15 protein-coding genes are annotated in these 22,381 nt (G+C 61.1%); 3 read left to right on the top strand and 12 right to left on the bottom strand.

Features of this window, described 5'->3' with window-relative positions; all coding sequences use genetic code 11:
- The first annotated feature begins 60 nt into the window (after positions 1-60).
- Positions 61-1,557 carry a ribosome biogenesis GTPase Der gene (gene der, locus AB5Y71_RS09315; protein WP_005333794.1) on the top strand — a complete coding sequence of 499 codons (1,497 nt, stop codon included), beginning with the start codon at positions 61-63 and terminating at the stop codon, positions 1,555-1,557.
- Positions 1,558-1,681: 124 nt separating this feature from the next.
- Positions 1,682-1,906, top strand: coding sequence for a zinc ribbon domain-containing protein (locus AB5Y71_RS09320; protein WP_005344872.1), 225 nt, complete (start codon positions 1,682-1,684; stop codon positions 1,904-1,906).
- A 373-nt stretch (positions 1,907-2,279) separates the two neighbouring features.
- Here the strand turns inward: AB5Y71_RS09320 and mltF are convergent, their stop codons facing one another.
- Positions 2,280-3,764, bottom strand: a complete 1,485-nt coding sequence (mltF, locus tag AB5Y71_RS09325; protein WP_005344877.1) for a membrane-bound lytic murein transglycosylase MltF — start codon at positions 3,762-3,764, stop codon at positions 2,280-2,282.
- Positions 3,765-3,913: 149 nt separating this feature from the next.
- On the opposite strand from mltF, the gene purL reads away from it, so the two are divergent.
- Complete coding sequence (purL, locus tag AB5Y71_RS09330; RefSeq protein WP_368171447.1) at positions 3,914-7,837, top strand: phosphoribosylformylglycinamidine synthase; 3,924 nt, start codon at positions 3,914-3,916, stop codon at positions 7,835-7,837.
- A gap of 64 nt (positions 7,838-7,901) precedes the next feature.
- Here the strand turns inward: purL and AB5Y71_RS09335 are convergent, their stop codons facing one another.
- From AB5Y71_RS09335 to nuoG, 11 genes are all read right to left on the bottom strand, one after another.
- Positions 7,902-9,446, bottom strand: a complete 1,545-nt coding sequence (locus tag AB5Y71_RS09335) for an HD domain-containing phosphohydrolase (RefSeq protein ID WP_368171448.1) — start codon at positions 9,444-9,446, stop codon at positions 7,902-7,904.
- Between the two features lies 1 nt (position 9,447).
- Entirely contained in the window at positions 9,448-10,905 is a 1,458-nt protein-coding gene (locus tag AB5Y71_RS09340) for an HD domain-containing phosphohydrolase (RefSeq protein WP_368171449.1), read from the bottom strand.
- Complete coding sequence (locus AB5Y71_RS09345; RefSeq protein ID WP_058058433.1) at positions 10,902-12,038, bottom strand: FIST signal transduction protein; 1,137 nt, start codon at positions 12,036-12,038, stop codon at positions 10,902-10,904. Before AB5Y71_RS09345 ends, AB5Y71_RS09340 begins: the two co-directional genes overlap by 4 nt.
- A 232-nt stretch (positions 12,039-12,270) precedes the next feature.
- On the bottom strand, positions 12,271-13,734 hold the full coding sequence (gene nuoN, locus AB5Y71_RS09350; protein ID WP_368171450.1) for an NADH-quinone oxidoreductase subunit NuoN: 1,464 nt from the start codon (positions 13,732-13,734) through the stop codon (positions 12,271-12,273).
- Positions 13,731-15,275 carry an NADH-quinone oxidoreductase subunit M gene (gene nuoM, locus AB5Y71_RS09355; protein WP_005337249.1) on the bottom strand — a complete coding sequence of 515 codons (1,545 nt, stop codon included), beginning with the start codon at positions 15,273-15,275 and terminating at the stop codon, positions 13,731-13,733. Before nuoM ends, nuoN begins: the two co-directional genes overlap by 4 nt.
- A 98-nt stretch (positions 15,276-15,373) precedes the next feature.
- Positions 15,374-17,221, bottom strand: a complete 1,848-nt coding sequence (nuoL, locus tag AB5Y71_RS09360; protein WP_368171451.1) for an NADH-quinone oxidoreductase subunit L — start codon at positions 17,219-17,221, stop codon at positions 15,374-15,376.
- Entirely contained in the window at positions 17,218-17,526 is a 309-nt protein-coding gene (gene nuoK / locus AB5Y71_RS09365) for an NADH-quinone oxidoreductase subunit NuoK (RefSeq protein ID WP_005337247.1), read from the bottom strand. Before nuoK ends, nuoL begins: the two co-directional genes overlap by 4 nt.
- Positions 17,523-18,074 (bottom strand): NADH-quinone oxidoreductase subunit J, encoded by a 552-nt coding sequence (gene nuoJ, locus AB5Y71_RS09370; protein ID WP_005359828.1) that lies wholly within the window; start codon positions 18,072-18,074, stop codon positions 17,523-17,525. The genes nuoK and nuoJ overlap by 4 nt, the downstream gene beginning before the upstream one ends.
- A 10-nt stretch (positions 18,075-18,084) precedes the next feature.
- A complete protein-coding gene (nuoI, locus tag AB5Y71_RS09375) occupies positions 18,085-18,627 on the bottom strand; it encodes an NADH-quinone oxidoreductase subunit NuoI (RefSeq protein WP_368171452.1) in 543 nt (180 codons plus the stop codon).
- A gap of 10 nt (positions 18,628-18,637) precedes the next feature.
- Positions 18,638-19,606 carry an NADH-quinone oxidoreductase subunit NuoH gene (gene nuoH, locus AB5Y71_RS09380; RefSeq protein ID WP_005337244.1) on the bottom strand — a complete coding sequence of 323 codons (969 nt, stop codon included), beginning with the start codon at positions 19,604-19,606 and terminating at the stop codon, positions 18,638-18,640.
- A complete protein-coding gene (nuoG, locus tag AB5Y71_RS09385; RefSeq protein WP_368171453.1) occupies positions 19,603-22,359 on the bottom strand; it encodes an NADH-quinone oxidoreductase subunit NuoG in 2,757 nt (918 codons plus the stop codon). Before nuoG ends, nuoH begins: the two co-directional genes overlap by 4 nt.
- Positions 22,360-22,381: the final 22 nt, after the last annotated feature.

Here is a 22,381-nt window from a genome sequence, read left to right on the forward strand (position 1 = left end):
GAATATCCGGCTCCTGGTCTTCGGACCCGGAGCCTTTGTCGTCTTGAGAATGAGGCTTTTATGACTCCTGTAGTAGCCCTGGTGGGCCGCCCCAACGTGGGGAAATCCACCCTGTTTAACCGCTTGACCCGTACTCGGGATGCCCTGGTTGCCGATTTTCCCGGTCTGACCCGGGACCGTAAATACGGTCAGGCGAAGTTGGGCGAGCTGGAATTTATCGTGGTCGATACCGGCGGTATCGATGGCACTGAAGAGGGGATCGAGCTGAAGATGGCCGAGCAATCCCTGCTGGCCATCGAAGAAGCGGACGTCGTGCTGTTCATGGTGGATGCCCGTGCCGGTCTGACCGCGGCGGATCAAGCCATTGCCGAGCACCTGCGCAAGGCCCACAAGAAGGTATTTCTGGTGGCCAACAAGACCGACGGTATCGATGGTGATTCCGCGGTCTCCGAGTTCTATGGTCTGGCGCTGGGTGAGGTCTACCAGATCGCGGCCGCCCACGGTCGTGGCGTGCTGAGCCTGCTGGAACTGGCCCTGGCTCCCCATCTGGAGACCCTGGTCGATTCCGCTACCGATGAAGATGCGCAGGATGAGGAAGAGGAGGACTTCGACGAAGAAGCCCTGCTGCGCATGGTGGCTGCCGGTGAACTCGATACCAAAGAGGACACCAAGGAGACCCCGTTCGCCGACCTGCCCATCAAGTTCGCCATCGTTGGTCGTCCCAACGTCGGTAAATCTACCCTGACCAACCGCATGCTGGGTGAAGATCGGGTCATTGTCTATGACATGCCCGGCACCACCCGTGACTCCGTTTACATTCCGATGGAGCGTGACGAGCAGAAGTATGTGGTCATCGACACCGCCGGTGTGCGTCGTCGTGGCAAGGTGCACGAGACGGTGGAGAAGTTCTCCGTTATCAAGACCCTGAAAGCCATCGAAGATGCCAACGTTTGCCTGCTGGTGATCGACGCCCAGGAGACCATCACCGATCAGGACTTGAGCATCCTTGGTTATGTGCTCCACGCCGGCCGCTCCGTGGTGCTGGTGGTCAACAAGTGGGATGGTCTGGATCAGAAGGTGAAAGAGGATGTGAAGAACGAGCTGGATCGTCGCTTGGGCTTCATCGACTTCGCTCGCGTTCACTTCATCTCCGCCCTGCACGGCAGCGGTGTCGGCCATCTGTTTGAATCCATTCAGGAGGCTTACCAGTCCGCCACCCGTCGTACCAGCACGGCCATGCTGACCCGCATCATGCAGATGGCGCAGGAAGATCACCAGCCGCCGATGGTCAATGGTCGCCGCGTCAAGCTCAAGTATGCCCACGCCGGTGGCTACAACCCGCCGCGCATCGTGATCCACGGCAACCAGCTGAACGACTTGCCGGACTCCTACAAGCGGTATCTGATCAACTACTTCCGCAAGTCCCTCAAGATCATGGGCTCGCCGATCCGGGTCGAGTTCCAGGAGTCGGTCAACCCGTTTGAAGGCAAGAAGAACACCATGACCCTGAGTCAGGAACGTCAGCGCAAACGCCTGCTGAAGATGAAGAAGAAATAAGTCCTTGCGGCTGCCCTCACCGGCAGCCGCTTTGTTATCCTCGCCATGTTAAGGTGAGGAATAAGGGGAGGGGGATCTGCCATGGAACAAGACCATGGCAGATCCACTTTTCGAGGAGTTGATTATGGAAGCCCTGCTTTGTCCATCATGCCAGGCTGAACTGGATACCCGCAGCAAGGAGCAAACCTGTGGTCAGTGCCAGGCCCCTGTTCGGGTTACGGCCATCTGCCCCACCTGCCAGCAGGAGCTGGAGCGTCTCAAGGCGTGCGGCGCAGTGGATTACTTCTGCAACCACTGCAACTCGCTGATCTCCAAGCGGACGGTACAGTTCAAGGCGGCGCTGGTGTAAGACGATATTCAGGTGAGAAAGAAGATAAAAAAACCCGGCTAATGCCGGGTTTATGCTGTGTGCTCTGCAATAAGCAGGGTATAGGATCGATTTCTGCGCCACAGGTTGCGCTTGATGTCATTAAGCTTGAGTTTGCGTCTGGGGCTCCAGCTGCACTTCGCTTTTCTGACCAGACTGATTTTTCTACGTTTTTGCATCTTGGTCTCCTCCCAACTCAGGTGGCCATCCCGGCCTTGGGTCATTGATGGAGCCCATCCGAAATTGCTGTTATTTAATCTCTCAACATAATGAAAACAATGCGATTTCGGATAGGCTCCGATGTGAATCGATGGTAACAGAGAAGTTTGCGTGAAAACAGCCGAATAATGGCTGGTTAGCGCATGGTGATCTGATTGACCACTTCGGCGATGGCGGTGGGGCGCTCGGCCAGCTCGGGCTCGCTGTCGTTGTCGAGACTCTCCCGCTGATGTGCCTTCTGTTGCTCGTTGTCGAGCCAGAGCAGACTCTGGTAATACTGGCGCACGTTGTTGACATAGTTGCGCGCCTCGCTGCCACGGGCATAGCCGTAACGTACCTTGCGGTGCCAGCGCGCCTGTTGCAGCAGCGGCAGCACCTCTTTCACGTCGCTCCAGGCGTCGGGATTCTTGCCGAGCTCTTTGGTCAGGCGGCGGGCATCCATCATGTGGCCGTAACCTATGTTGTAGGCGGTGAGGGCAAACCACACCTTCTCGTCATCGGGCACCGAATCCGGCACCTTCTCCATCATCTGTTGCAGATAGAGGGAGCCACCCTTGATGCTCTCTTCCGGATGAAGCCGGTCGTTGACTCCCATTGCCTTGGCAGTGGGCTCGGTCAGCATCATCATGCCGCGCACGCCGGTGTAGGAGCGGGCCTGCGGGTCCCAGTGAGACTCCTGATAGCTGATGGCGGCGAGCAGACGCCAGTCGATATTCTTGGCGTGAGTCTGGAACAGCGGCTGGTACTTGGGCAGCAGGCTCTTGGCGCGCTTGAGGAAGGTGCGGGTATCGACAAAGTCGAAGTTCTGCACGTGGCCGAAGTACTTCTCGTCCAGCTTGGCGATGGCACCATCCATAAAGCGCTGACCGAAGAAGTCGATCACGCTGGCATAGAGGCTGTCATCGGGCAGCTTGCTCATGGCCCAGGCAACGGTCTGCTTCTGGGCCAGGGTCAGCCCCTCGGTGAGCTCCGGGTAGTAGCGCTGGGTACGGGCCAGCACGGTATCCTGCACCACCGTGTAGTCAATCTTGCCATCCACCACCTGCTTGAGCAGCTCCTCCACATCGGCGTTGTCGCTGGTGCTCCAGGCTAGTTTCGGATTTTCTTTGCTCATCTCTTTGAGCAGATCTTCACCGGTGGAGCCGGCGGCCACCACCAGCTTGCCCTTGATATCGTTCAATGAGGCAGGCTTGGGTTTGCCGTTGCGGTAGACCAGTTTGGGAGAGACCTGATAGAAGCCCGGGCCGAAGCGAAACAGCTCGCGTCGCTCTGGGGTGACCATGATGGCTGCAGCCGCCAGATCGAGTTTGCCCTTTTTCAGCAGGGTGACCAGTTGGTCAGTGGTGTCGACCGGGATGATGGTGAGTTTCACCCCCAACCAGTCGGCATAATTTTGCGCCAGCTCGTAATCGAACCCCTGGGCGAGGTCGTCACGCTGGTAATAGGAGGTGGGACCATAGATGGTGCCAACCCGGATCTCGCCTCGCTGGCGGATCTGCTCCAGCTGGCTGGAGGGGCTATAGAAGTCGCAGCCAACCAGCGTCAGCGTCAACAACAGCCCGATAAACAGTCGAAAAATGCAGCGCAAGTAGGTGAGTACCTTTGTTGAAAAAATCGGCATTTGTCAAAAAAGAGGCACCTTTATACCAGAGAGTGTGCGCAGAGTCACACTGCTCGAAGTGAGAAAAACGTTTGTCCGCTGTGAGCCAGATCCCTATAATACGCGCGTCTCAATTCCCCCCCACTTTAAAACTTGGTGAGAAAGGTCATATGGATATCTTGCGTGGTGCCCCAGCACTGTCTGATTTTCGTGTCCAAAAACTGCTGCAACGCTTCGCACAGATGAGAAACGAGAGTGGAGTAGAGAGCGGAGTAGAGATAGAGGATGTCTATGCCGAGTATGTGCACTTTGCCGAGCTGACAAGCCCCCTCTCTCCCCCCGAGCGAGCGACCTTGGGCCAGCTCTTGCGCTACGGCCCGACTATCCCCGAACACACCCCCAGCGGTCAGCTGTTTCTTGTTACCCCCCGCCCCGGCACTATCTCCCCCTGGTCTTCCAAAGCAACCGACATCGCCCACAACTGCGGCCTGAAACAGGTCAAGCGGCTGGAGCGTGGTATTGCCTATTACCTGACCATCAAGGGGCAGGGTGAGCTGAGTGCCGCCCAGCGCAGCGCCATTGCCGCCGTGCTCCATGATCGGATGATGGAAGTGGTGTTTGCCGAGATGAGCGAAGCTGCCGCCCTGTTTGCTCACCACGAGCCGCGCCCCTTCACCCAGGTGGATGTGCTGGGCGGTGGTCGCGCAGCTCTGGCCGAAGCCAACGTGGCGCTCGGTCTGGCGCTGGCCGACGACGAAATCGACTATCTGGTGGAGAACTTCACCAAGTTGGGTCGCAACCCCAACGACATCGAGCTCTACATGTTCGCCCAGGCGAACTCCGAACACTGCCGTCACAAGATCTTCAATGCCGACTGGACCATCGATGGCGAACAGCAGCCCAAGTCGCTGTTCAAGATGATCAAGAACACCTTCGAGCAGACGCCGGATCATGTCCTCTCTGCCTATAAAGACAACGCCGCCGTGATGGAAGGGAGCCAGGGGGGCCGCTTCTTCCCGAGCCCGGCCAACGGCGAATACCAGTATCACCAGGAACAGGTCGACATCCTGATGAAGGTGGAGACCCACAACCACCCGACCGCCATCTCCCCGTTCCCGGGCGCAGCCACCGGCTCCGGCGGCGAGATCCGCGATGAGGGGGCCACCGGTCGCGGTGCCAAGCCCAAGGCGGGTCTGGTCGGTTTCTCCGTCTCCAACCTGCGCATTCCCGGCTTCGAGCAGCCCTGGGAGCAGGATTTCGGCAAGCCGAGCCGTATCGTCAGTGCCTTCGACATCATGCAGGAGGGGCCGCTCGGCGGCGCCGCGTTTAACAACGAGTTCGGCCGTCCGGCCATTCTCGGCTACTTCCGTACCTTCGAAGAGGAGGTGCCGAGCCACAACGGCGTCGAGGTGCGTGGCTACCACAAGCCCATCATGCTGGCAGGCGGCATCGGCAACATCCGCACCGAACATGTCCAGAAAGGGGAGATCCCGGTCGGCGCGGCGCTGATCGTGCTGGGCGGCCCGGCGATGAACATCGGTCTGGGCGGTGGTGCCGCATCCTCCATGGCCTCCGGCCAGTCGGCCGAAGATCTCGACTTTGCCTCGGTGCAGCGTGACAACCCCGAGATGGAGCGCCGTTGCCAGGAGGTGATCGATCGCTGCTGGCAGCTGGGTGACGACAACCCTATCGTCTTTATCCACGATGTGGGGGCGGGTGGTCTCTCCAACGCCATGCCGGAGCTGGTCAACGACGGTGAGCGTGGCGGTCGTTTCGATTTGCGCGCCATTCAGAGCGACGAGCCGGGCATGAGCCCGCTGGAGATCTGGTGCAACGAATCCCAGGAGCGTTACGTACTGGCAGTGGCGCAGGACAAGTTGCCGCTGTTCAAGGCCCTGTGCGAGCGTGAGCGCGCACCCTATGCCGTCATCGGCACCGCGACCGAAGAGAAGCATCTGACCCTCTCTGACAGCCACTTTGACAATCAGCCCATCGATCTGCCGCTGGACGTGCTGCTCGGCAAGGCGCCCAAGATGCACCGTGACGTGGTGACCCTCCCAGCACAGGGCAAAGCGCTCCAGCTCGATGGCATCACTTTGAGTGACGCGGCCGAGCGGGTTCTGCGTCTGCCGACCGTAGCGGAGAAGTCCTTCCTTATCACCATCGGCGATCGCAGCGTGACTGGCTTGGTCAATCGCGATCAGATGGTTGGCCCCTGGCAGGTCCCGGTGGCTGACTGCGCCGTCACCGCAGCCACCTACGACAGCTATCACGGCGAAGCCATGTCCATGGGCGAGCGTACCCCGGTGGCGCTGCTCTCCCACGCCGCCTCCGCTCGCATGGCGGTAGCGGAAGCGCTCACCAACCTGGCGCCGGCTCACATCGGGTCGCTGAAGCGGGTCAAGCTCTCCGCCAACTGGATGGCCGCTGCCGGTCACCCGGGGGAAGATGCCGGTCTCTATGAGGCGGTCAAAGCGGTGGGCGAGGAGCTCTGCCCGGCTCTTGGTATCACCATTCCGGTGGGCAAGGACTCCATGTCCATGAAGACCCGCTGGCAGCAGAATGGCAAGGAGCACAGCGTCACCTCGCCGCTCTCCCTGCTCATCTCCGCCTTTGCCCGGGTCGAGGATGTGCGCAACACAGTCACGCCGCAACTGCGTACCGATCTCGGTGAAACCGACCTTATCCTCATCGACCTTGGCAATGGCAAGCAGCGCCTCGGCGCCTCGGCGTTGGCGCAGGTCTATCGCCAGCTGGGTGACAAGGCGCCGGATCTCGACAATCCGGTCCAGCTCAAGGGCTTCTTCAACGCCATTCAGGCGCTGGTGGCTGATCGCAAACTGATCGCCTACCACGACCGCTCCGACGGCGGCCTGTTCGTCACCCTGACCGAAATGGCGTTTGCCGGCCACTGCGGCCTCGACATCCAGCTCGATCGCATCGGTGGCGAGCTGCTACCGGCGCTGTTCAACGAAGAGCTGGGCGCCGTCATCCAGGTGCGTCGTGAAGACAAGGAAGCGGTGATGACCCTGCTGGCCGGTCACGGTCTGGCGGCCTGCTCCCATGTGCTCGGTACCGTGCGCGAAGGGGATCTCATCACCTTGCAGCGGGGCGGTCAGGAGGTCTATCGTGCCAGCCGCACCGCCCTTCGCACCATTTGGGGCGAGACCAGCTGGCAGATGCAGCGCCTGCGCGACAACCCCGAGTGCGCCGACAGTGAGCACGCGGCCCGTCAGGACGCCACCGATCCGGGTCTGCATGCCAAGCTGACTTACAACCCGTCCGAGGATGTGGCTGCTCCCTATATCGCCCGTGGGGTCTCCCCCCGTCTGGCGGTGCTGCGCGAGCAGGGAGTCAACTCCCATGTGGAGATGGCGGCGGCGTTCGATCGTGCCGGTTTCGCGGCGGTCGATGTCCATATGAGCGACATTCTCTCCGGTCGCATCAAGCTGGAGGAGTTCCAGACCCTGGTGGCCTGTGGCGGTTTCTCCTACGGTGACGTGCTGGGGGCGGGGGAAGGCTGGGCCAAGTCCATCCTGTTCAATGACAACGCCCGTGAGCAGTTCCAGCGCTTCTTCGAGCGCGGCGATACCCTCTCTCTGGGTGTCTGCAACGGTTGCCAGATGATGTCCAACCTGCGAGACCTCATCCCGGGTGCCGATCTCTGGCCGCGCTTTGTACGCAACCGCTCCGAGCGCTTCGAGGCCCGCTTCAGTCTGGTTGAGGTGCAGGAGTCCCCATCGGCCTTCTTCGCTGGCATGGCAGGCTCGGTGATGCCGATTGCCGTTTCCCACGGGGAAGGGCGTGTCGAGGTGCGAGATGCCGCTCACCTGAATGCACTGCAGCAGAGCGGTCTGGTAGGGCTGAGCTTTGTCGACAATCGCGGCAGCGTGACCGAGCAGTACCCGGCCAACCCGAACGGCTCGCCGGATGGTATCACCGCCGTGACCACCACCGATGGCCGCGCCACCATCATGATGCCGCACCCGGAGCGGGTGTTCCGCACCGTGGCCAACTCCTGGCACCCTGACAACTGGGGCGAGGATGGTGCCTGGATGCGGATGTTCCGCAACGCCCGGGTTCGTCTGGGTTAATAGAGACAGCACCAGCGCATAAAAACAGAAACCGGCCAATTGGCCGGTTTTTTTATCCGTGTCGTTACGGCTTGCCGAGCGGTTGGGGGATAAAGTCTCCCCGGTCGAGGATCCGCAGACAGGCATCCACCACATCCTCATCGAGCTGATGGCCGCGCATCTGGATGATCTGCTCCCTAGCCTGGGGAATGCCGAGGGCGGCGCGATAGGGGCGATCAGAGGACATGGATTCGACGATATCGGCGACGGTGAGGATGCGGGCCTCCAGCAGGATCTCATCCCCCTTGAGTCCCAGCGGATAGCCGGAGCCATCGAGATACTCGTGGTGCTGGTGGATCATCCGGGCGATGGGCCAGGGGAAGTCGATATCCTTGAGCACCAGATAGCCGATGGCGGGGTGCTCCTTGACCAGCTCGAACTCCAGTGGCGTGAGGCGCTCCGGTTTGGTGAGAATTTCGGCCGGTACCTGGATCTTGCCGATATCGTGCACCATGGCGCCCAGATAGATCCCCCGCAGCCGCTTCTCTTCCAGCCTGAGCTCCCGGCCGATGGCTTGGGCCAGCTTGGCCACATGTTTCTGATGGCCAGCGGTATAGGGATCGCGCTGCTCCAGCACGGCGGCGATGGCACCCAGTGCATCTTCCAGTGCCAGCTCCAGCTGGCGGGCATGGAAGATCTTCTCCTGTTGCGAGCGCAGATAAGCCTGCTGGGTATGGCGCGCCTGCAGGCCATAGGTGAGGTAGTCGGTCAGCTGGATGAAGAGCTGCTCCTCCTCCTGGCTGAACAACCGTGGCTGGTCGCTGTGAATGATCAGCGCACCGGCCAGATCCTCCTGCAGTGGCAAGGGGATCAGCAGGCGGGAACGCAACGGGTGGTGGCCGGTATGGGGCCGCTCGTGGAAGATCACCTGATTGAGACGCCGCTGGTGGAGGATGGCCTGGGTGAGGGCCTCATCGTTCAACCACAGCGTTTGTTCCGATGCATCGGCACTGCCTGCCTGCGCCACGATCCTCGGCGGTTGGGCGAGTTCGGGCTGGCCTTGCAGCACTGCGACCAGCGGAAAACGGTCATCGACGGCGATGGCATCGCAGATATCCTGCAGCAGTTGTGGCTCATCGCCCGGTTTGAGCAGGGCGTGGTGGGCGCGGCTGATCGCCTGCTGGGTCCAGGTGTACTGTTGCAGTTTCTCCTGCTGCCACTTCTGCTCGGTAATGTCTTCGAAGAAGACGCCGACCCCCACGATGACCCCCGCCTCATCACGCAGGGGAAACTTGGTGGTGCTGAGCCAGCGGGCTTCTCCCCCCTTCAGATAGGGCTCTTCGATGTGCTGGTGTATCCCCTCGCGCATGACTCGGGCGTCATCCTCCCGATAGCGTTGTACCAGTTCGGGGGGAAAGAAGTCGCAGTCATTCTTGCCCACCAGTGCCTCTGGTGAGAGGGCGAGATCCGCCGCCAGCAGGCGGTTGCCCGCAATGTAGCTGAATCGGGTGTCTTTGAGCAGCACCCGATAGGGAAGCTGATCCATCACCTGGGTCAGCAACAGCGCCGAGGAGGGGAGCGCATCGGTCAGTGGGTGGGGGAGTGCACAGGAGGTGAGGAGTTCGGACATCTTATCCCGCCTTGTCTGCAAGTTGACTGATGGGAGGGCCGAAGTGGTAGCCGGTCTGCCAGAGTACGATACAGCTGTTGACCACTTTTTCATCGTAATGGATCCCGGCATAGCGGGTCAGTTCGGCAATGGCGTCACTCAGAGGCATGGCCCGGCGAAACGGGCGATGGGAGGTCATGGCGATCAGCGAGTCGGCCACCCGGATAATGCGCGCCTCCAGGATAATTGCGTTGCCCGCCAGCCCCTGCGGATAGCCGCTGCCATCGAGGTTTTCGTGGTGCTGCAGCACTATGGTGGCGATGGGCCAGGGGAAGTCGATCTGTTTGAGAATATCGTGGCCGGCCTGGGGGTGCTGCTTGATCAGTTCGAACTCCACCGGCCGTAATTCACGTGGGCGGGTGATGATCTCGGTGGGGATCTGCAGCAGGCCGATATTGTGCACCATGGCCGCCAGTCCCAGCGCATCCAGCCGCTCTTGCCGCAGTTGCATGGCCTGCCCGATGGCCAGTGCCAAATCGCGCACCCTCAGCTCATGGCCCACACTGTTGCGATCCTTGTGGCTGATGGCGCTGGCGAGGGCACTGATGGTCTGGAACAGCAGGTCACGCTGGTGGCGCTCGCTCTCCTTGAGGCGGGTGATGTCGACCAGGGTGCCGATGATGCCGGCAACCATCCCCTGATGGTCATAGAAGAGATCCTTGAAACAGATGACCTGATAGCGCATGCCATTGCGGTCATGCAACTGCTGTTCGATGCACTGGGGCTGGCGACTTCGCAGCAATTCGGCTTCCCGCATGCTGTAGGCCTCGGCAAGCCCGACTGGCAGCAGCTCCTCGACCCGTCGACCCAGCAGCGCCTCCTTGCCGAGGCCGATCACCTGATTGAAGGCCTGGTTGCAGCCCAGAAATCGCCCTTCGATATCTTTGTAGAACACCGGGATCGGGATGGCCTTGAGCAGGGATTCGTTGAAGTGTTTCAGATCCTTCAGTTCGGCCTGCTGACGCAGGGCGAGCAGCTCGCTGTCTTTGCAGAGGGAAATGGCGCGGGCCAGGTTGCCGAGCACCGGGCTGAACAGATGGCAGACGGGTACGATCTGCTGATGTGGCTGGGGGGCGAGCAGCAAGATGAGATAACCCCCTTCAACCTTGAGCCGATAGGCAAACTGGTAGGGGCGGCTGCCCGGCAGGGGGATCGTCTGTTGCAGCAGGCAGTGTTCCTCCTCGCTGACCCACCCAGGCAGGGGCAGGGTGGTGCCGGTGTGCTGGCGCAGCTGCTCGTCGCCGATCACCTTGAGCAGCTTGTATCCCTCCCGTTGTTGCTGCAATACCGCGCCAACCGGCGTGGCGCAGTGATGCATAAAACGTTGCAGTACCTTTGTGAGCAGCGCATCCAACGTGACTTCACGCCCGATGCAGAGCGCCAGATCGCAGACGATGGCCATGGCGTGGTCGTTGTTCATACCACTGCCCCGTTACAGAGAATGGCGCCGTTATGAAATTGGGGGTAATCCCCATGTCGCACGCTGCCAATTTCGCCAAGGGAGAGGGCTCCTGCCAGATCGCCGGCCCCCGAGTGGGTCAGCAGGGTGCGCAGCTCGGTCACCGTCTGCTGGTCGAAGTGCAGTTGGCGTCCCGCGCAGTAGTAGACCTCCAACAAGTGTGCCCGGGTGAGGGTTTGTTGCTGGTTGAGGCGCCTGGCCAGTGAGCAGGCATGTTCGGTGGCACTCTCCGGCGCCTTCAGCAGAGTGAGGATGCTGTGCTCTGCGACCTCGCCGGCGCAGAGCAGGGCGCCGTCATCGTTTGCCTCGACGGGGATCCTGACAATCACATCCCCGTTGGCCCGCAACAGGCCCAGTGGCATGTGCACCACGAAACGGTAGAGCTCCTCGCGCACCATAGTGTGCTGGAATTGCTGGCTGATCAGCCCCTGATATTTTTGAAAGGCCGGTTGCCAGTCGATGTAGGCAATCTTGTTCGCTTCACTGCTGGTGGCCAGCATCGGTTGGGCCGAGAGTTGGTAACCATGTTCCAGAAAGGGAAAGCTGTTGCTGGGCAGCAGCGTGCAGGTGACCCCGTAGGCAAGTTGCCGTTGATTGTCGAACAGGCAGGCAAGGGGGGTGAAGCTGCTGCTGCCTGCATTGGCGCCGGCATAGTTGACGCGATTGGCCAGTTGCAGATAAAGCGCATCCAGAATGGAGGCGATATTGGGAATGAGGTTGTCGAAGGTCAGAAACAGGGTTGGTGGCTGCGAAGGGGTTGGCCAGGTGGCCAGCATGCTCTCCACCTGTTCCGCAATCAGTTGGGCAAGGGATGCTGCGCTGGCCTGCGGTGTCAGGGGCAGCAGTGTGGCGTGATAGGGGTTGGCTCTGGGCAGTAGCCAGGCCCCTTGCGGCAACAATCCTTGCGCACCGATCAGCTGGGGGAAGATGGCGCCATCCAGGGCGATGTTGAAGTCGCGGCACAACTGCTGCAACAGGGGGACCTGAGCGCAATCCTGTTCGGCCAGCAGTATGGTCAGCTTGCCTCCTTGCAAGGGTGCCAGCGTGGCAGCCAGTTCTGTCGGGTTAAATTGGCAAACGTAGTGTTGCTTCATCAATCTGAACTCCATTCCAGAATATAACCAATATATCAATAAGGAATTCAAGAGGGTATGAGGATCTCGCCCGGTTCTGGTTGTATGGCAAAAACCATGATGGGCATCACCCTCGCTGATTGATCTGTCATTTGCTGGCTCGCGGAGTGCGCGATGCTGTCGGCCCGCAAATAGAAAACCGGCAGCCAAGGCTGCCGGTTTTGCGGGTAATGAGGGGTAGCGACGGTAAAGGTTACTGCAATACCACGTGCTGGAACCCTTGTACCAGGCTGATGACCGGCTGGGGATAGAGCCCCAGCAACACCACCAGCACGGCAGAGAGCAGCACTACCACACCACCGGAGGAGAGAGCCCAGTCGGCGCTGGCATCGCGCTGCTGCATACTCGGTTCGCGCAGATAGAGGGTCACCATCACCTTGAGGTAGTAGTAGAGACCCAGTGCGCTGCCGAGCACGATGGCACCGGAGAGCCACCAGAGCTGGGCTTCGACCGTCACCCCGATAAGGTAGAACTTGCCGATAAAGCCGAGGGTCATCGGGATGCCCGCGAGTGACAACATCATCACCGTCAGTACGGCAGTCAGATAGGGGCGCTTCCAGAACAGGCCGCGATAGCTGTGCAGGGAGTCTGCATCCTTGCCGCGATAGGGGCTCGACATCATGCTCACCACCCCAAAGGCACCCAGGCTGGTGAACAGATACATCAGCAGGTAGACCCCGGCTGCTTCCACCGGCATCTGGCCGAATCGGCTCGCCACGATCACCGCCAGCAGGTAACCGAAGTGGGAGATGGAGGAGTAACCCAGCATCCGTTTGACGTTGGTCTGCACCAGGGCCAGTAGGTTGCCGACCATGATGGAGATGACCGCCATGGCTGCCAGCAGCCAGTGGATCATGGGATCGCTCGCCGCTGGTACCGCCAGATAGAAGCGCAGCAGCACGGCAAAGACCGCCACCTTGCTGACGGTGGCGAGGAAAGTGGCGACCGGTGCCGGGGCACCTTCGTAGACATCCGGGGTCCAGAGATGGAAGGGGGCCAGGGAGAGTTTAAAGGCAAAGCCGACCAGCATTAACCCCAAACCGCCCATCAGCAGCGGATGGTGAGCCGGGCTCTCGGCCAGGGTCTGCCCCAGGGCTGCAAAGCTCAGGCTGCCTGCCTGCGCATAGAGCAGCGCCATGCCAAACAACAGGAAGGCGGTGGCGGCGGCAGAGAGCACCATGTATTTCACCGCGGCTTCCAGCGAGTGGCGCTCGCGGTAGGCGTAACCCACCAGACCGAACATTGGCAGGGTCAGCATCTCGATCCCGATAAAGAGAGAGGCGAGGTGACGGGAGCTGGCTAGCACCAGACCACCAGCGGTGGCGATCAGCAGCAGCAGGAAGAACTCCTCCCGGTTGTCCGGGTAGGTTTTCAGCCAAGATTGACCGAAGGTACAGGTGGCCAGGGCGCCGATGAGCACCAGTCCCATGTAGAAGACGGCGTAACTGTCCACTTGCAGCAGCGGGGTGACCCCCTGATCCCCCTGCGCCATCACGATGGGCAGCGAGAACAGAGCAAGGTTGAGGCCAACAATGGTCACGGTAAAGGCGGTGGTGACACAGCGGCGCCAGGCGATGGCCAGCATCAGGGCCGCCATGGCCCCGGTGGTCAACAGCAGGGGAAGCAGTGCCAGCAGTTGGGAAGCGGAGAAAGTCATTGCAGGGCTCCAGCAGTCGGCAGCAGATACCAGTGCAGCACGTTGATAAGGCTGCTGCTGGCGGTGTCAATCACGGGTTGGGGATAGAGGCCAAGCAGAACCAGCAGGCCCGCGATCACCATCATCATGGTCAGCTCGCGGCGATCCAGTCCCTTGAGCATGCTCTCATCCTTGGCGGGGCCAAAGCAGGCGCGCTGCAACATGATGAGAGAGTAGACCGAGGCCAGTACCAGACCGAAGGTGGCGACTGCCGTGATGACAGGGGCAACCTGGAAGCTGCCGACCAGGATCAGGAACTCGCCGACAAAGTTGCCGGTGCCCGGCATGCCGAGCGACGCCACCGAGAAGAAGAGCATCACGCCGGGCAGATAGCGCAGGCGTCCCCACAGGCCGCCCATCTGGCGCAGATCCCGGGTGTGCAACCGCTCGTAGAGCTGACCGCAGAGGATAAAGAGGCCGGCAGCCGAGAGACCGTGGGCGATCATCTGCACCACGGCGCCCTGCAGGGCCAGCTCGCTACCCGAGTAGATAGCGATCATCACAAAACCCATGTGGGAGATGCTGGTGTAGGCTACCAGCCGTTTGATGTCGGTCTGGGCAAAGGCCACGATGGCACCGTAGACGATCCCGATCAGGCCAAGCACCATGGCGTAGGGAGCAAATTCGGCGGACGCTTCGGGGAAGAGCGGCAAGGCAAAGCGCAGCAGACCGTAGGCGGCGGTTTTCAGCAAAATACCGGCGAGATCCACCGAACCTGCGGTCGGCGCCTGACTGTGGGCATCCGGCAGCCAGCCGTGCAGCGGTACCAGCGGCATCTTGACCGCGAAGGCGATAAAGAATCCCAGCATCAGCAGCCACTGAACGCCCTTGCTCATCGGGGTATTGAGCAGCTCCAGATAGTTGAAGGTGAAGACTCCGGTGGCATGCTGGTGGGTCAGCACCAGCCCGATGATGGCCACCAGCATGATAAGGCCGCTCACCTGGGTGTAGATGAAGAACTTGGTTGCGGCGTTGATCCGTGATTTGCCGTCAGTGACCGAGTGGCCCCAGAGCGCAATCAGGAAGTACATGGGAACCAGCATCATCTCCCAGAAGAAGAAGAAGAGGAACAGATCCAGCGCCATAAAGACCCCGAGCACGCCACCCAGGATCCAGAGCAGGTTCAGATGGAAGAAGCCGATGCGCTGCACGATCTCTTTCCACGAACAGAGAATGGCCAGTACTCCGATAAAGCAGGTGAGGATCACCATCAAGAGCGACAGGCCATCCACCGCCAGATGCAAAGAGATGCCGAAGCGGGGGATCCACGGCAGGCGCCACTCGGCGGCCCAGGCGGAGGCAGCACCGGAGACGCCCGCGCTGTCGAGGCCGGTCGTGGCAAGGGAGAAATCACCACTTAGCCAGATGGCACAGGAGAGCAGCAGGCTGGCGCTCATGGAGAGCAGGGCAACCCAGCGGACAAACTGCCCGCCGAGACGCTCCATCTGCCAGCAGAGCAAGCCGCCGATAAAAGGAATTAGCAAGATCCAGAGTAAGGTCACGGTATCAGCTCTCGTTCAAGTTCATATGAGATTGCGCTCCCTGTTCCATCAGGGAGAGCAAACAGCCTGGCTGTATGATTGTCCGGTTGTTCATCGCGTTACCCCAGCAGCAACAGCGCCAGCACCAGCACGGCGCCGATCCCCATGGAGGCGGCATACCAGCGCAACTTGCCGGTCACGGTCCAGGCCAGCAGCTGGTTGCCACGCAGGGCAAACCAGGCGGGCAGGCCCATCATCCAGTCCAGCGGGTCTCGGGCCAGCAGCCGGGTCGCCAGCAGATAGGGTTTGACCCACAGCTGGTCGTAGAGCCAGTCAAAGCCCCAGGCGTTGAACCAGAGGGTGCTGAGCAGGCGGCCCGGCGCGCTGTTGGCAATGGAGGTGGCCAGACGGCGCTCACCAAGGAACAGAAACGCGGCCAGCACAATGCCAGCAATGGCAATGATGCCGGAGGCTACCTCCAGCGCATGGCGACCCTCTTCGATATGGTCCCCCGGGCCTGCGGGTAGTACACCTGCCAGTGGCGGGGTGATCAGCGCGCCTATGCCGGTGGAGAGCACCAGCAATACCAGCAGCGGCAGATGGTGAGCCAGACCGTGGCCCGCATGTGCTTTGGTCTGCTCTTTGCCATGGAAGGCGATAAAGATCAGCCGGAAGGTGTAGAGCGAGGTGAGGAATGCCCCTAGCAGACCTGCCCACAGTAGCGCGCTTTGGCCAGAGGCTTCTACTTGCCACAGGATGGCGTCCTTACTGTAGAAACCGGAAGTGACCAGCGGCAACGCCGCCAGCGCAGAGCCCCCCACCAGGAAGCAGGCATAGACCAGCGGCAAACTCTTGCGCAGGCCCCCCATCTTGAAGATGTTCTGCTCGTGGTGGGTCGCGACGATGACGGCACCGGCGGAGAGGAACAGCAGCGCCTTGAAGAAGGCGTGGGTCATCAGGTGGAAGATGGCCCCTTCCCATGCGCCGACACCCAGTGCCAGAAACATGTAGCCAATCTGGCTCATGGTGGAGTAGGCGAGGATCCGCTTGATATCGGTCTGAACCAGCGCGGCAAAGCCTGCCAGCACTAGGGTGATAGCGCCAACCAGCCCGACCAGATGGAGGATCTCTGGCGCCAGCAGGAACAGGCCGTGGGTACGGGCAATCAGGTAGACACCGGCGGTCACCATGGTGGCGGCGTGGATCAGCGCTGAGACAGGGGTCGGGCCTGCCATCGCATCCGCCAGCCAGGTTTGCAGCGGCAGCTGTGCCGATTTGCCGACCGCGCCGCCCAAGAGCATCAGGCAGGCCAGCGACAGGGCAGGGGAGCCCTCGGCAAACAGGGTCGGGGCACGAACCAGCAGCTCGTGGATATTGAGGGTGCCCAGCTCCCGATAGAGGATAAACAGGCCGATGGCGAGGAAGACATCACCCACCCGGGTCACGACAAATGCCTTGAGGGCCGCTGCGCCGTTCTTGGGATCCTTGTAGTAGAAGCCGATCAGCAGGTAGCTGCACAGCCCCACCCCTTCCCAGCCGAGGTAGACAAACAGCAGGTCATCGGCCAGCACCAGAAACAGCATGCTGGCGATAAAGAGGTTGGTGTAGGTAAAGAAGCGGGAGTAGCCCTCTTCACCGCGCATATACCAGGAGGCGAACAGGTGTATAAAGAAACCCACCCCGGTCACCACCCCCAGCATGGTCAGCGACAGGCCATCCAGTGCCAGCGAGAAGCTCGGGGTAAAGTTGCCTACCGCCATCCATTGCCACAGGCGCTGGACATAGACGCCCCCCTCGGGCGGGTTGCCCAGAAAGTCGATGCCCACCCACAGGGTAGTGAGGGCCGACAGGCCAATGGAGCCTACCCCGATCATTGCAGAGGTACGCTCGCCAAACCGGCCGAGGGAGAAGGCCAGCACCAGCCATCCCAGCAGCGGAAATAGAAAAGTCAGATATAAGAGGCTCATCCGCGCATCTCGCTCACAGTGTCCACGTTCAGGGTGTGGTAACGACGATAGAGCAGCAGTAACAGGGCAAGGCCGATACTGGCCTCCGCTGCCGCCAGAGAAATCACCAGGATATACATGATCTGGCCATCGGCCTGGGCCCAGCGGCTACCCGCCACCACAAACGCCAGTGCCGAGGCATTCATCATGATTTCGATACTCATCAGGATGTAGAGCAGGTTGCGGCGGATCAGCAGACCGCACAAGCCGATGCAGAAGAGCACCGCGGCCAGCAGGAGGCCGTGCTCCATAGGGATTCCATTCATTGCTGACCTCCTTCTTGTGCAGAGCGGGATGCTGTGCGGGGGACGGAGAGCACTTCACCGCTCTTCTCTTCCCGACCCAGGTGATAGGCTGTTACCAGACCCGCCAGCAGCAGGATGGAGGCAAGCTCCACCGCCAGTACATAGGGACCAAAGAGCTCGACACCCACCTGCTTAGCGGTCACCTCGGTCACTCCGATCAGGCCCCCGGTCACCCCGAGAATGCCGTGGGCCAGAAAGCCCAGCAGGATCAGCGAGAGCAGGGCTGGGCCCCCCCAGGTCATGGGGGTGAGCCACTTTTTCTCCTGTGCCTGGGCACTCCCCAGGTTCAGCATCATCACCACGAACACGAACAGCACCATGATGGCGCCGGCGTAGACGATCACCTGCAGGGCGCCCGCAAAGGCGGCACCCAGGCAGAAGAAGATCATGGCCACGGCGATGAGGGAGATGATGAGATTGAGCAGCGCATGCATGGGATTGCTGGTGCTGATCACCCGCAGCGTGCTGTAAATGGCCACCAGGGCCGAGGCATAAAATGCCAGTTCCATGATTGACTCCTCAGGGCAGCAGGCTCTTGACATCGATGGGCTTGGCTTCGTTTTCGGCATCCCCTTTCGGCTTGCCGTCGATGGCCATCCCGCTCATGCGATAGAAGTTGTAGTCCGGGTATTTGCCGGGCCCGCTGATCAGCAGATCTTCCTTCTCGTACACCAGATCCTGGCGGCGATACTCACCCATCTCGAAATCCGGTGTCAGCTGGATGGCGGTAGTGGGGCAAGCCTCTTCACACAGGCCGCAGAAGATGCAGCGAGAGAAGTTGATGCGAAAGAACTCCGGATACCAGCGACCATCTTCCCGCTCGGATTTTTGCAGCGAGATGCAGCCGACCGGGCAGGCAACAGCGCAGAGGTTGCAGGCCACGCAGCGCTCGTCCCCGTCGGGGTCGCGGGTCAGCACGATGCGACCGCGGTAGCGGGGGGCCGCATAGACTGCCTGCTCCGGATAGTTGATGGTTTCACGGGGCCGCCAGGCATGGGAGAAGACCATGGCCAGGCTGCGTAACTGGGTGCCGACACCCTGAATAATGCTAACAATTTTCATATTGAGTGCCTCACTGCGTACTTATCAGTACAACTGCCGCGGTGACCAGCATATTGATCAGGGTCAGCGGCAAGCAGACTTTCCAGCCAAACGACATCACCTGGTCAAAGCGCGGGCGAGGCAGGGAGGCCCGCAGCAGGATGAAGAACACCATGAAACAGGCGGTCTTCAGGGCAAACCAGATGAAGGGGGGCAGCCAGGGGCCGTGCCAGCCACCGAAGAAGAGGGTCACGATGAGCGAGGAGATCAGCACGATGCCGATATATTCGCCCACGAAGAAGAGACCCCACTTCATCCCCGCATACTCGATGTGATAGCCGTCGGCGAGCTCCTGCTCGGCTTCTGGCTGATCGAATGGGTGACGGTGGGTGACGGCGACACCGGCAAACAGGAAGGTGACAAAGCCCAGGATCTGGGGCACCACGTTCCACAAGTCTGCCTGTGCCTCGACGATATCCCGCAGGTTGAAACTGCCGGTCTGGATCACAATCCCCATCAGGGATAGCCCGAGAAACACCTCGTAGGAGAGAGTCTGGGCCGAGGCGCGCAAGCTGCCGAGCAATGAGTATTTGTTGTTGCTCGACCAGCCGGCGAACAGCACCGCATAGACCGCCAGCCCCGCGATGGCCAGGATGTAGAGCAGCCCCACATTGAGATCCGCCACGCCCCAGGTGGGGGTGATGGGCACCACCGCAAACGCCAGAATAAAGGCTGTGAAGGCGATGATGGGGGCCAGGATAAAGATCCGCCGATCAGCGAACGGCGGGATCCAGTCCTCCTTGAAGAACATCTTGATCATGTCGGCGGCCAGCTGGAGCAGACCAAACGGCCCCACCCGGTTGGGGCCGTAGCGATCCTGCCACAGGGCCAGCAGACGGCGCTCGATGAAGCTCATGAAGGCGCCAGCCCCCACGATCCCCACCAGCACGATCAGTGCCTTGCCCACCTCCAGCAACAGATCGATCAGCGACTCGCTCATGCGATCACCTCCTGCAGGTTAGTGATTGAGGCTTGTTGCAGGGCCGTCGGCAGGCCGTTCACCCCAAGGGGGAGCCCCACCAGACCGGCGCTCAGCTGCTCGCTAAGCCGCAGACGCAGTTGCCAGTGGCTACCGCCCCAGGAGAAGGAGACCTGACTGCCCCCGTGGAGGGCCAGACGCTGCGCATCAAGGGGATTGAGCACCAGCTCGGGTTCGTTCATCCGGGCCTGAATGACCGGGCTGCGAGCGGAGAGCTCCTCGCCGCCAAACAGCTGGGCATAATTGACCACTTGCAGCGCCTCTGCGGCCTTGAAGGGGGCGGGGATGGTGGTGAACCAGCCGAGCAGCTCCTTGCCTTCTGCCTGCGGGTTTGTTGCTTCCAGCAGACGGCGACCCGGATCGCCAGCACGCAGTTTGCCACCCACTTCATCCTGGAACTTGTTCCAGGCGGAGGGAGAGTTCCAGCCCGGCGCCCAGGCGAACGGCACTTGCGGCAGTGGCTGACGGGCTCCGGCATACCCTTCCATGGAGAAGTTGAAGGGGGAGTCGGGATCTTGCGCTACCCGCGGCTCGCTGACGTTCTGATCCGCCAGCATGGAGGTGCGACCGCTGTAACGATGCGGCTCACGGGCCAGTCGCATGCCACGGATCCGCAAGCCTGCATTGGGCGCCGCTTCCAGCATGGTAGCCAGCAGCGGATTGCTGGTGGCACAGTCATGGTTGACCTGGTCGAAGTTCTGCCAGCGCAGCGGCTTGCGTCCGATCGCCCCTTGCAGCGCCGCCAGCCAGCGCCACCCTTCACGCACCTGAATATCGGCGTTGTAAAAGGCGGGTGCATAGACCTGGAAGAAGCGCTGGGCGCGCCCTTCCATGTTCACCAGCGTGCCATCGGCTTCGGCAAAACTGGCCGCTGGCAGCACCAGATCAGCCTTGTTGGCGGTCGGGGTCGCCTGATGGTCGATGACCAGCAGGTGCTGCAGCCGTGCCAGTGCAGTATCCACCCGGTTGCGCGGCGCGCGGCGGTAGAGATCGTTCTCCAGGGTGACCAGCGCCAACCCCTCTTCTGACTCGATACGCGCAAGGGCGGCTTCGAGTGGCTTGTCTGACAAGGTTTGAGCGCCCAGCATGGCCAGACCCAGCGAGTTGGCCTCCTGGCCAACCAGCGCGATGCTGGCTTCCAGACCTCGGCCTTTCAGGGCGCGGGCAATGTTGCTGGCCGCCTCAAGCAGCGCCACATCGCGGGCACTGGAGCCTGCAATGATGAGCGGCTTCTTGGCGTTGCCGAGCAGCTCGGCCCAGCGAGTCGCTTGTGCCTGCAGCTCGGGGCAGAGGTCGCTCACGGCCGGTGCTACTGGGTCGAGCAGGTTGGCGATGGCAAAGCCAAGGCGCGCCTGATCGGCATAGGGGGCGTGCAGCTTGTCGGCCGCCACATCGTCAAGACGGGTGGTGTCGAGACTGGTGATGAGCAGCGGGTAGCGCTCGTTCTGACCCAGGGTCTGAACGGCGGCGACTTGCCACAGATCGACCTTCATCTTGCGGGCCAGCTCGCGAGCCTTGCCCTTGACGGCTTGGCGCAGCGCCAACGCGATACGGGCGGCACTCATGGTGACATCTTCGCCGAGCACCAGAATGGCGTCAGCCTCTTCCATGTCCCGCAGGCTCGGAGTCGGCACGCCGCCCTGTTGCAGGATCTGCAGCATCTTCAGCTGACAGGCCCACTCGGCCTGCTCGACACCAGCGTAGAAGTTGTCTGCCCCCACCAGCTCGCGCAGGGCAAAGTTGCTCTCCAGCGAGGCGCGGGGCGAGCCGATGCCGATGAGGCCACGGGCCGTGCGCAGGGCATCGGCGGCGCGGTTGAGGGCGCCATCGACTGTGATGGTCAGCTGGTCGTTGCCATCTTTGAGCAGCGGTTGGCGCGGGCGGTCCGCCAGATTGACGTAGCCATAGCCAAAGCGGCCACGGTCACAGAGGAAGTAGTGGTTGACGCTGCCGTGGAAGCGGTTTTCGATGCGGCGCAGCTCGCCATAACGCTCACCCGGGCTGATGTTGCAGCCCACGGAACATTGCTGGCAGACGCTCGGGGCAAATTGCATGTCCCACTTGCGGTTGTAACGCTCGGAGTGGGTCTTGTCGGTGAAGACGCCGGTGGGGCAGACCTCCACCAGGTTGCCGGAAAATTCACTCTCCAGGGTGCCATCCTCGACCCGCCCGAAATAGACGTTGTCGTGGGCACCATAGACCCCGAGATCCTCGCCACCGGCATAATCCTTGTAGTAACGGACGCAGCGGTAGCAGGCGATGCAGCGGTTCATCTCGTGACCGATGAAGGGGCCCAGCTCCTGATTCTGGTGGGTGCGTTTAGTGAAGCGGTAGCGACGGCTGTTGTGGCCTGTCATCACCGTCATATCCTGCAGGTGGCAGGCGCCGCCCTCTTCACACACCGGGCAGTCGTGGGGGTGGTTGGTCATCAGCCACTCCACCACGCTCTTGCGAAATTCTTTAGCCTCTTCATCCTCGATGGCGATGTAGCTGCCATCGGTGGCCGGGGTCATGCAGGACATGACCAGACGGCCGCGCTTGTCATCGGCATTCTGATACTGTTTCACCGCACACTGGCGGCAGGCGCCAACGCTACCCAGCGCCGGATGCCAGCAGAAATAGGGGACGTCCAGACCCAGCGACAGACAGGCTTGCAGCAGGTTATCTGCCCCGTCTACCTCGTACTCTTTGCCGTCTACATAAATGGTTGCCATACAACTTCCCTGAAACCTGTTT

The sequence above is a fragment of the Aeromonas sp. R9-2 genome (assembly GCF_040908025.1).
GTDB lineage: Bacteria > Pseudomonadota > Gammaproteobacteria > Enterobacterales > Aeromonadaceae > Aeromonas > Aeromonas veronii.

Excerpts from the sequence above, each read along its gene's own strand:
- der (WP_005333794.1), top strand. The coding sequence starts at position 61 with ATGACTCCTGTAGTAGCCCTGGTGGGCCGCCCCAACGTGGGGAAATCC.
- AB5Y71_RS09320 (WP_005344872.1), top strand. The coding sequence starts at position 1,682 with ATGGAAGCCCTGCTTTGTCCATCATGCCAGGCTGAACTGGATACCCGC.
- mltF (WP_005344877.1), bottom strand. The coding sequence starts at position 3,764 with ATGCCGATTTTTTCAACAAAGGTACTCACCTACTTGCGCTGCATTTTT.
- purL (WP_368171447.1), top strand. The coding sequence starts at position 3,914 with ATGGATATCTTGCGTGGTGCCCCAGCACTGTCTGATTTTCGTGTCCAA.
- AB5Y71_RS09335 (WP_368171448.1), bottom strand. The coding sequence starts at position 9,446 with ATGTCCGAACTCCTCACCTCCTGTGCACTCCCCCACCCACTGACCGAT.
- AB5Y71_RS09340 (WP_368171449.1), bottom strand. The coding sequence starts at position 10,905 with ATGAACAACGACCACGCCATGGCCATCGTCTGCGATCTGGCGCTCTGC.
- AB5Y71_RS09345 (WP_058058433.1), bottom strand. The coding sequence starts at position 12,038 with ATGAAGCAACACTACGTTTGCCAATTTAACCCGACAGAACTGGCTGCC.
- nuoN (WP_368171450.1), bottom strand. The coding sequence starts at position 13,734 with ATGACTTTCTCCGCTTCCCAACTGCTGGCACTGCTTCCCCTGCTGTTG.
- nuoL (WP_368171451.1), bottom strand. The coding sequence starts at position 17,221 with ATGAGCCTCTTATATCTGACTTTTCTATTTCCGCTGCTGGGATGGCTG.
- nuoK (WP_005337247.1), bottom strand. The coding sequence starts at position 17,526 with ATGAATGGAATCCCTATGGAGCACGGCCTCCTGCTGGCCGCGGTGCTC.
- nuoJ (WP_005359828.1), bottom strand. The coding sequence starts at position 18,074 with ATGGAACTGGCATTTTATGCCTCGGCCCTGGTGGCCATTTACAGCACG.
- nuoI (WP_368171452.1), bottom strand. The coding sequence starts at position 18,627 with ATGAAAATTGTTAGCATTATTCAGGGTGTCGGCACCCAGTTACGCAGC.
- nuoH (WP_005337244.1), bottom strand. The coding sequence starts at position 19,606 with ATGAGCGAGTCGCTGATCGATCTGTTGCTGGAGGTGGGCAAGGCACTG.
- nuoG (WP_368171453.1), bottom strand. The coding sequence starts at position 22,359 with ATGGCAACCATTTATGTAGACGGCAAAGAGTACGAGGTAGACGGGGCA.